10 protein-coding genes are annotated in these 8,877 nt (G+C 44.6%); 2 read left to right on the top strand and 8 right to left on the bottom strand.

The window, feature by feature from the left end; translation table 11 throughout:
• Nucleotides 1-162: 162 nt before the first annotated feature.
• Together I8J29_RS27390 and I8J29_RS27395 are read right to left on the bottom strand one after the other, a co-directional pair.
• A complete protein-coding gene (locus I8J29_RS27390; protein WP_208850532.1) occupies nucleotides 163-468 on the bottom strand; it encodes a hypothetical protein in 306 nt (101 codons plus the stop codon).
• Nucleotides 469-658: 190 nt separating this feature from the next.
• Complete coding sequence (locus I8J29_RS27395; protein WP_208850533.1) at nucleotides 659-859, bottom strand: YozD family protein; 201 nt, start codon at nucleotides 857-859, stop codon at nucleotides 659-661.
• A gap of 150 nt (nucleotides 860-1,009) precedes the next feature.
• Between I8J29_RS27395 and I8J29_RS27400 the strand changes: the two genes are divergently transcribed.
• On the top strand, nucleotides 1,010-1,861 hold the full coding sequence (locus I8J29_RS27400; protein WP_208850534.1) for a hypothetical protein: 852 nt from the start codon (nucleotides 1,010-1,012) through the stop codon (nucleotides 1,859-1,861).
• Between the two features lie 465 nt (nucleotides 1,862-2,326).
• Here the strand turns inward: I8J29_RS27400 and I8J29_RS27405 are convergent, their stop codons facing one another.
• The 3 genes from I8J29_RS27405 to I8J29_RS27415 all read right to left on the bottom strand — a co-directional run bounded on the left by I8J29_RS27405 (nucleotide 2,327) and on the right by I8J29_RS27415 (nucleotide 5,690).
• Nucleotides 2,327-2,725: a hypothetical protein gene (locus tag I8J29_RS27405; RefSeq protein ID WP_208850535.1), complete on the bottom strand. Its 399-nt coding sequence runs from the start codon at nucleotides 2,723-2,725 to the stop codon at nucleotides 2,327-2,329.
• Nucleotides 2,726-2,889: 164 nt separating this feature from the next.
• Complete coding sequence (locus tag I8J29_RS27410) at nucleotides 2,890-3,843, bottom strand: restriction endonuclease subunit S (RefSeq protein WP_208850536.1); 954 nt, start codon at nucleotides 3,841-3,843, stop codon at nucleotides 2,890-2,892.
• A 5-nt stretch (nucleotides 3,844-3,848) separates the two neighbouring features.
• Nucleotides 3,849-5,690 (bottom strand): HsdM family class I SAM-dependent methyltransferase, encoded by a 1,842-nt coding sequence (locus tag I8J29_RS27415; RefSeq protein WP_208850537.1) that lies wholly within the window; start codon nucleotides 5,688-5,690, stop codon nucleotides 3,849-3,851.
• Nucleotides 5,691-5,886: 196 nt separating this feature from the next.
• Here I8J29_RS27415 and I8J29_RS27420 point away from each other — a divergent pair, with 196 nt between their 5' ends.
• A complete protein-coding gene (locus I8J29_RS27420; RefSeq protein ID WP_338113300.1) occupies nucleotides 5,887-6,789 on the top strand; it encodes a YifB family Mg chelatase-like AAA ATPase in 903 nt (300 codons plus the stop codon).
• 124 nt (nucleotides 6,790-6,913) lie between these two features.
• Here I8J29_RS27420 and I8J29_RS27425 read toward each other — a convergent pair whose 3' ends face one another.
• Genes I8J29_RS27425 through I8J29_RS27435 form a run of 3 tightly spaced genes read right to left on the bottom strand, consistent with a single transcriptional unit; the run spans nucleotide 6,914 to nucleotide 8,288 of the window.
• Nucleotides 6,914-7,321, bottom strand: a complete 408-nt coding sequence (locus tag I8J29_RS27425; protein WP_208850539.1) for a YraN family protein — start codon at nucleotides 7,319-7,321, stop codon at nucleotides 6,914-6,916.
• Complete coding sequence (locus I8J29_RS27430; RefSeq protein ID WP_208850540.1) at nucleotides 7,318-7,608, bottom strand: EscU/YscU/HrcU family type III secretion system export apparatus switch protein; 291 nt, start codon at nucleotides 7,606-7,608, stop codon at nucleotides 7,318-7,320. The genes I8J29_RS27425 and I8J29_RS27430 overlap by 4 nt, the downstream gene beginning before the upstream one ends.
• Before the next feature lie 29 nt (nucleotides 7,609-7,637).
• The gene (locus I8J29_RS27435) at nucleotides 7,638-8,288 is read right to left on the bottom strand and encodes a flagellar hook-length control protein FliK (protein WP_208850541.1); all 651 of its coding nucleotides are present in this window, start codon (nucleotides 8,286-8,288) and stop codon (nucleotides 7,638-7,640) included.
• Nucleotides 8,289-8,877 lie beyond the last annotated feature (589 nt).

The following is an 8,877-nucleotide window of genomic DNA, read 5'->3' on the forward strand; positions in this document are numbered from 1 at the left end:
TGTGCTAGATATTATTATTATATTTATTATTATATTATTATTACTAGTAGTAAGAATCTTTCTATGTAGTTAGCAAGAACCTTTCTATGTACTTAGAAAGAAATTTGCCATGGTAAGAAACTTTCTACGTTCTATAGACTACAAAGACTCATTGGAGATCGGTTAATTGTTGAACAAACGTTTCTTTGAATTCACTAAGTGAACAACACCAAGAATGGTGAAGCCACCTAATGTATATTTAATGAGGCTATTGCGGTGATTTCTCTTTTGTTCCCGATCTATCATAGCCAAAATGTTCTGTCTCTCGGCTTCCGTGCTTGCTGTTTTTAATGCATCGCCTAAGTGCCTGTGGTAAGCCGCTGTGCCTTCTCTCTCGGCTTTACTAATTCCTTTAAAGGGTGCTATTAAGCCCTGCAAAGCAGTCTTGACTTGATGTAGTCCGTCTTGTTCTTTTGCCACCTCAAACACCAACCTTCCTTCTTTGTCGTTTCAAACTGAAAATACTTACACAATTATAGCATACTACGACTTACTGAAATACCAATAATTTGCTCGAGTATTCATCCAGTTAGATTAATCGGAAAATCAACAACCCAGTTTAACAAAGCCTAAAAATTAAAAATGCCCAGTTTACACAGGACATTTAGTCTCTTCTTATTCATCCCTCATCCTTTTCATTTACGTTCATAGCTACTCCATTATCTTGAAGGAAATCAAAAACTATTTCAGTAATAATTTCAATATCATTTTGAGTTGGGACACATCCTCGTTCGACAAGTCTGTCAAAGAAGTAATCTTCAATTTCGGATGACTCGATTGTCCTATATTTTACATTTTTCTGCTTTTTGTGTTTTTTCATTTCATCCACGCTCCGTTTAAGTTTGTTTTTGAATTACAACGAGATTATATACGGGTCATTTCAAAACGTAAACCAAACGGAAAAAATATATACCGTTACTAGATGGGGCTGCTATATAATGGAATTATTAGACTACGAAAGGAACTTCTCATGACAACTACAACAGCACCTACTCCCAGTACAGTAAAAATGCTATTTGCTGTATCGAGCAACCAATGTTCATTTCCTACATGTACAAATCCTCTAGTGGACGGCAAAAAAGTAACCGGTAGAATTTGTCACATAAAAGCACGATCTGAGGGTGGCCCAAGATATGATCCTACCCAGACCAACGATGAGCGCCGAGGTTTTGATAACTTATTATTGATGTGTCCTATCCATCACGACATCATAGATAGTGATGTGGATTCTTACACCGTGGAAAGATTACAGGAGATAAAAAAGAAACATGAAAGCGCGGCTACTGAGATGCGCGAGGAATCAGAAGATATAGCGAATCAATTAATACTTAACCTCAATGTAACAAGCAGGATTGAAATTCACAATGAGTATCAGAACAATGGTCAGTTAGCCAATATCATTGTTAATTACTTTGTTCCAGATAACCCGAATAAACAATGTAGGGTAAGCAGCAGAAGAATATTAACTAGTATTCAAAACATTACTAAGGAATTACAAGGGAGATCAGAAATTTCTCCTAGACATGTTGTTACAGCTCTTTTACTACTGCCCTCCAGTTGGGAACAATGTCTAAAAGATGTTTCTGACTATTTAAACACCGAAGACTGCGCGACTTTAATAACTTTCTATGAAACCGTTACGCAATTCAATCAGTTTTTAGAAGTCTCTGTAGACCGGATTAATCAAATGAATCCAATGGGCATGCCATTTGGACATCCTGCTATGAGTAAGATATCTCATGCCTACGATAGCTATTTACATGAAATTTTAGATATAGATTTAAAAAGTCTGATCGATAGATTGGATATATTGGGTAAGTAACTCATTGAATATTCAGTTTTGGTGTGTGGTGAATTTTCGCTGGCAGATTGATTATTATTACGAAACGAAGTGGAGTAATAATAATCAATCAGTATTTTATTAATTATAGAATTATTGATTTATATTTAAATTATATATAGCCCTACACATCCTGTAAACTAAGTTAAAAGTTAAATAATATATCATTTTCGGTTAACAGTTGATGTTGATTTATATATAATTCTATATGTGTGGTGTTTCCCTTTGATGAAATGATCGAAAATATGTATCCAGGTTATATCCCGTATACCGACATGCCAGTATTCCGGTATTCCTCATGGTGCAATTGTTGCACACGTACCAATATGGTCGCCTTATTTAATTTGATAAATTTGCGGTTGTGCCAGTTTGGTCACCACTTATTCTGGAAACAAAAATAGAAGGCACATAGATGCACCTTCTATCTTCCACAACAATTTTTTTCCTCTACACAGGTGCTTCCTCTGTTTTCACGGTTTCAGACTCTTCATTAGCACTCTTTCCCATTCCTTCGATGAAGAATGAATATTCTTTCCAATCAATTCCTTCTCTGACCGATTTCTTGATCGGTGTGAAGGGCATGGTTTTTAGTTCAAGGATTTCTTTGAAGGCAATTGCTGTCGCCTTAATGGAAGGATATGAAGCGAACTCCTCGCCATTTTTAAGCACCAGCACACCCTTGCCGATCTTGCGTTTCGAAGTCGTTTCCTCGGCTTTTCCTTCCTCGGTTACGGGTTCTACAGTTTCAGTTGTCGTAAGAACTTTACCAAGAGATTCAACTTCAATTCCCATTTGAGCAACCACCTCAGCAATTTCGATTTGAGCCTTTTCGATTTTCTTCGTCATTTTTCATTTCCTCTTTAATTTTGGTAATATTTTCCACAAATTTATTGTATGCTAGATTCTCGTGCTTGTATATAGTTAATTTCTGAATATTCAGTTAAATTAGACAAAATAAAAGAGCCCGTTTAGGCTCTTATTCTTGAATAAATGCAATTTGCTTCTTAATGTTATAAAGGCATAGAAAAAGACAATGATTTTATGTATTTTTCCATAAATACCCAATCAGGAATGCCCTTTTCATCTACTGGAAGCTTTATTGTTGAATTTTCCATTCTTTCTTTATGCCATTTGCGTCCATAATTAAATCTATATTTTTCTTTACGTATTATAGTGATTAAAAACATTGCAATGTATTGGTTAAGTTCAAAATTCGGTATTAAAACATTAACATCATCAGACGCCCAGAATGGTTTAGGTTGATAAAATGCCTCAGCTACACCATTTCCATTATAAGGAATGGTTATAGAATTACCTGGAAATATAGACGGTAAATCACAATATTCCCTATATCCGTTATTAGAATCAATAGCACCTATAAAAGGTGTACTCCCTGAATTCAGTTCATTTGAAACCACTCTTTTTCCTTTTTTGATCTCAAATATATCAGTATAAAGAAATTCCTTCCAATCATTTGTATCTAAATCAGGGACAACTTGCTCTTTTGTAGGCTTTAAAAATTCATATTCCAATTTTGTTTCATATATCCATTCGGGGGCGGTATCAGGTAAATTTATGTTCGTTAACCTTTCTCCTTTCGGTTTCCTACCATAGGAAAATCTATACCTATTTTTTGTGATACATAAAGCATAGAAGATTTTTTCTTGTACAGCCATATCCCTCTTTGGAATTAAAACTGCTACGTCGCTATTTGGAACAAATGGAAAATTTGATACATAAGAGTAAGTATGACTACCTTGCCCATTAGTAGAAACAAATATTGTTTCAGGTGGGAAAATAAATCTTTTAGGAATGGTTTTTTTATCTACATATCCCACAACAACATTTTGATAATTACTCGATGGTCTAATAAATGGAATATGATCGTCTTCTTTTTGTGCTTTTACTGATACTTGCGTTGAAGGGAAACCGTTATAAACATTGAATAAATCCATTAATAGCATTAGTCTTATTCAACTCCCTCCATCAATTTAAATATCATATACTTTTTTATTTCTTTTTCAAAATCTTCAGGACTGATATCGGAATAATCGGTTTCAAGATACGCTTCAGCGCACCATTCATCTTCATGAGTTACATGTTTCATTACACTTTCGCCAACGTGAACCTCTCTATTACGAAATTGCTCTATCCAACGATCTCTGATATGAGCCCAATCATCGTTTAAATTAATTCTTCCTTTATGTTTGGTTTTTACAAACCCATCATCTTTCCAATTTCCGAACCATGTTTTTCGATTACTTGTTTCATGAGGAATACCTGATGTAAAAACCATAATACAAGTAACCACTCCAACAGGATAAAAGAGCTCCTCAGGCATTGACATTACAGCTTCAAGTGTATGATTCTTCAATAATTCTTCTCTCATTGGATGAGATGATATTGCACATGACATAGGTATAATTGCTATACCTACCCCGCCTTTAACTAAGCAGTTCAACATGTCCCTTACAAATACAAGTTCATGAAGGTCTTGATCACTCTGAGAATAGGGTGGATTAATCATACCCACATCACATTTATGTTTCTTAAGTTCCTTGGTTATAGCAGGATCAAAGCAACTTCCCTGATGCAAATTTGCTTTACCGTCACCACGTAATATCATATTTGAAGCTGCCAATGCATACATATTTGGTTGTTGTTCAACTCCAACTAAGCCGTGTTCCTTTATTTTCCTCTTATCTGCATCCGTAATTGCAAGTTTCATCATTGCATTCATTGAAGTTACAAGAAAGCCACCGGTTCCACAACAAAAATCCAACACTTTGCTATCTTTTTTCAGGTTTGCTATTAAAGTAAATAATTCCGCAATATGTCTAGGCGTTAATACTATTCCAAGAGCTTTCTTATCCCCACCTGTATATTTAAGAAATTCACCATAAAATTGTCCTACAACATCAAAGTCATGGTAAACACTTATAAAGGGCCATACTTTTTCATTAAGCATTTTAATTAGTTCATGTAGAACACCTTTTGGATAAGCTTTTGTTGCTTTACCTAACTCAGGATGAACTGCAATCGAGGAATATGGTTGAGTCATATTCATTATTTTTGAGTGGGGGATTTTTGCTTTATTAATTTCTTCAGTAATATAGTGGAGCCACTGCCTCTGAAGTTCTTCAGGCTCATATACATCATAACTCTTTGCAAAAGCATTATTATATAGTGCTATTAACGTTCCACTAACTAATAAAGGTTTTTCACTTTCAGTAAGCTTTGCATGATCACGCATAAATTCATGTAGATTGCGAGAAAATGCCATAAGTTCCTCAAACCTTATTTTTTGTACTGCTTGATCAAACGTCCCATGCTCAATATAATCGTCCCATGGAATTACTTCCTTTATCGGAGTGCCACCTTTAGTATGTAAGTCCTTATGATGTTCCGCGCCTTTAGTATGAATAAATGTAGATACTTTTAGACTTGTTTTTGTTTGACCACTTACCGCAACAGCGATGACGTTATACTCCTTAGATAATTTGGAGGCATAATGTAGTACACCATCAACTGCGTATTTTATAGGTTCATCCCTATTGGGACTCTCATGATCTTTAACATTAGCTTTGCACTCAAATATAACTAGAAAATCAGGTGTTTTCGCAGAGGAGATAATAAACTCAGGAGAACCTTTACCACCTTTTCCGGTCTTACTTGCATCTTTGAGTAACCTTTTAACTGCTTGGATTTCACTTTTTTGTTCTTCCACACGAATATCATTATCAGTGCTATAGTAATCCAAATCACGTAGTTGGTCGCGTACTAGATTTTCTGTTACTCTTTCGTTAGACATATTAACCTCCCATTATTACAAACCAATGTTACAAAACCAAAAACAGCCTCCGGCGATTCTTTCGCACAGAGGCCGTTCAGACCGATTCTTTCGGATTTGTTTAAAGTATAGCGTATTATGTAAAATCTTGTCCATAATTTTTTTTCAGTTACATATGAATCCGCTAAACTCACGCCGTCATTGGGTTTCCCTTGGCATGATTATGTTTCACAACGTCCTGTTGGCCGGACCGCCGGGCACGGGGAAAACGATGCTCGCCAAACGGCTCCCCGGGATTATGCCGCCGCTCCAGGAAGAGGAGGCGCTGCAGGTCACGAAGATCTACAGCGCGGCCGGCAAGCTGCCAGGCGGAATTCCGTCGCTAATGCGGGAACGGCAATTCCGAAGCCCGCACCATACGATATCCGCGGCCGGCTTGATCGGAGGAGGCTCCATCCCCCGGCCGGGCGAAGCGACGCTGGCGCATCGCGGCGTGTTGTTTTTGGACGAGCTTCCCGAATTTTCGCGGGCCGCGCTCGAGGTGCTCCGGCAACCGCTCGAGGACCGGGAAGTGACGATCGCCCGTTCGCGCGCGGTCTTCCGCTTCCCCGCTTCCTTTCTGCTCGCGGCCTCTATGAATCCGTGTCCGTGCGGTTACTACGGCCATGATTCCGACGATCAGCGCTGCATCTGCTCCGAGATACAAATCGCCCGATATCGGGCGAAAATATCCGGTCCGCTTCTGGATCGCATCGACATGCACATCGAGGTGCCGAGACCGCTTGCTTCGGAGGGGTTGACGAGCGGCATGACGACGTCGGAGATGCGCGCGCTCGTGCTGCAAGCCGTTCGCCGGCGTTCGGAGCGGCCAAGCGGGAGCCGCGGGCTCGGCGAATTGGCCGGCGCGTCGCTGCGCAAAGCGGTCGAGATGACGAAAGCCGCGGACGAGCTGCTCCGCAAAGCGTTCGATTCGCTGGGCGTGAGTCTGCGGGCGCATGACCGCATTTTGAAGCTAGCCCGAACGATCGCCGACCTCGACGGCCAAGATCGCGTCGACCAGGAACATGTGGCGGAGGCAATCGGCTACCGGAGCTTGGATCGCAAGCTGCATACGTTATGATAAGCGCGGCAAGCTTAACTGTCCCCGTTCGTCCGTCGCCGTTTGCCGCGCCATGAACATCGCCTTGTACCCGCACCAAAAAGAGATGCCGAGCCGGCATCTCTTTTTGCATCCCTATAGGTGTTTAAAACGCGGCTTCCACATGCCGAAGCTCTACGACTTCGAAGATTTCGTGCGTTATGTCTCGTTGGCGAAGCGTGATGGCGATGACATCGAATCGCAGGCGCGATCCATGCAGCTTGTTCATCGACAAGTACACTTCGGCGATTGAGCGGACTTGCAGCCGTTTTCGGCCGTCCACCGATTCCACCGCGGTTCCGAATCGCCCGCCGGCCCGTCGCGTGCGTACCTCCACGAAGACGATCTCCGACTCATGGCGGGCCACGATATCCAATTCGCCCGCGCGGCAGCGCCAATTCCGGTCCAGGATGCGGTAGCCGCGGTCTTCCAAATATTCGGCCGCCTTCGTTTCGCCGTAAAGGCCGATCGCCCTTCTTCCGTCCGGCTTGGCGGTACGTTGATTCTGTCTCATCGGCGCTCTTCTCCTCCCGCCCGTTGGTCGGACCGATACACGAAGGACAAGATTTCCGCGACTAGCGTGTACAACTCCGGCGGGATTTCCTGGTCGACGTCCAACTTCGACAATACCTCGACGAGCGAAGAATCCTGCTGAACCGGTACGCCGCTTTCCGCGGCCTTGTCCAGAATGGCTTCGGCCAGCTTGCCTTTGCCCTTCGCGACGACGACCGGCGCCGCATCGTCGCCGGGCTCGTATTTGAGCGCGACCGCTTTTTTGGACGGCTCGTACGACTCGGTCATCGGCGCCGCGCGCCTCTTATGCGCCCCGTTCATACGCGAATGTCCACTCCCTTGTACGGCTTTGCCGCCCATTCCAGGCCGTCGGCCGTCGCCTTCGTTCCGTCCTGGCCGTTCAACCGCTCCGCCATGCGTTCGGGCATCGGCTCCGCGCGAAGCGTCAATAACGCATACCCCGCCTTCGAGAGCGCTTCGTCAAGCTCGCCGCGCGAAGTTTCGAGCAGCCGCTCCGTGGCGGGATGATCGTTCCATAGCTGAAGGTTGACGATTTTATTGACGACCTGCACGTCCACGACCGTGTCCCCGAGCGTATGCATGCGCAGATCGAACAGCAGTCTGCAATTGTCCCCGTCAAGCTCGCCCTTCCGTCCTCTTCGCGTCTGAATGTGGACGGAAGCCGTCTGGCTGCCGTCCGGCCCGTTCAGCGGCAAGAACAGCGTCATATGCGAAAATAACGCGCCGTTTTTCTCCGGCGTCATCAACAGCTGCTGACCGGTAATATGCGAGACCAGCTGCTGCGCCGCATCGCGAATCGCCGGAGGGACGTCATTGGAGGCCGCTACGCTCATAAGCGCGCTCTTCAGCGACTCGGTCGCGCTGAGCTTGCCGGAATCCCCCGGTAAATCGAGAAGCGGCATTCCAGCGGTCGGCGCGCCCGGCAGAGCCGCGTTTCGCGCTTGCATCGCTATCCCGCGCTCCAGCCCGTCCGGTGTCGGCTGCCTGTCCTGATTAGCCGCCTGTACAACCGGCGATGACGATGCGTCCGCCGCGCCTTGACGGGCGTCTCCCGATGAAGGGGGAACCGGCGATGAGGTCGCGGACGACGACCGGATCGTTGCCGCAGCCAGCAAACGTTCATGATCGACGCCCATCCACTTCATCAGCCGTCCGACCCAGCTGCCGTCGGACGAAGATGCTTGCGGCTGAGCCGTGTTCGCATTCAAGCCCGCATGCGGCCCGTTAAGTGCCGCCGAACTCGCCGCTGCAGACGCTGTCCCCGGCCTGGCGGCCACTGTCCCGATCCGCTGCATGGCGGCTTCTCCCGGTGCGATACGCGGCGCTTGCGGCAGCCCTTCAACGCCGCTTCGCGCGGATGCATTGCGCATCCGCGCGCCCTCGGCCGCGCGGCTAAGCTTGCCCGCCTTCCGCGGCGGGCCGCCGGGTGCGGCGTCCCTGCGCGCGCTGCCGCCCGCCGGGGATCTGTAGAGCTCTTCTTTGGAGTCCAGTTTCCTAGTATTTTCGTTAGTCGCGTTTCATTTGTGTAGAAGAGCA

The sequence above is a fragment of the Paenibacillus artemisiicola genome (assembly GCF_017652985.1).
Taxonomy (GTDB): Bacteria; Bacillota; Bacilli; order Paenibacillales; family Paenibacillaceae; genus Paenibacillus_Z; species Paenibacillus_Z artemisiicola.

What these genes read in the sequence shown, in the direction of transcription:
- I8J29_RS27395 (WP_208850533.1), bottom strand. Translation starts at nt 859, where the DNA reads ATGAAAAAACACAAAAAGCAGAAAAATGTAAAATATAGGACAATCGAG.
- I8J29_RS27400 (WP_208850534.1), top strand. Translation starts at nt 1,010, where the DNA reads ATGACAACTACAACAGCACCTACTCCCAGTACAGTAAAAATGCTATTT.
- I8J29_RS27405 (WP_208850535.1), bottom strand. Translation starts at nt 2,725, where the DNA reads ATGACGAAGAAAATCGAAAAGGCTCAAATCGAAATTGCTGAGGTGGTT.
- I8J29_RS27410 (WP_208850536.1), bottom strand. Translation starts at nt 3,843, where the DNA reads ATGCTATTAATGGATTTATTCAATGTTTATAACGGTTTCCCTTCAACG.
- I8J29_RS27415 (WP_208850537.1), bottom strand. Translation starts at nt 5,690, where the DNA reads ATGTCTAACGAAAGAGTAACAGAAAATCTAGTACGCGACCAACTACGT.
- I8J29_RS27420 (WP_338113300.1), top strand. Translation starts at nt 5,887, where the DNA reads ATGATTATGTTTCACAACGTCCTGTTGGCCGGACCGCCGGGCACGGGG.
- I8J29_RS27425 (WP_208850539.1), bottom strand. Translation starts at nt 7,321, where the DNA reads ATGAGACAGAATCAACGTACCGCCAAGCCGGACGGAAGAAGGGCGATC.
- I8J29_RS27430 (WP_208850540.1), bottom strand. Translation starts at nt 7,608, where the DNA reads ATGACCGAGTCGTACGAGCCGTCCAAAAAAGCGGTCGCGCTCAAATAC.
- I8J29_RS27435 (WP_208850541.1), bottom strand. Translation starts at nt 8,288, where the DNA reads ATGCAAGCGCGAAACGCGGCTCTGCCGGGCGCGCCGACCGCTGGAATG.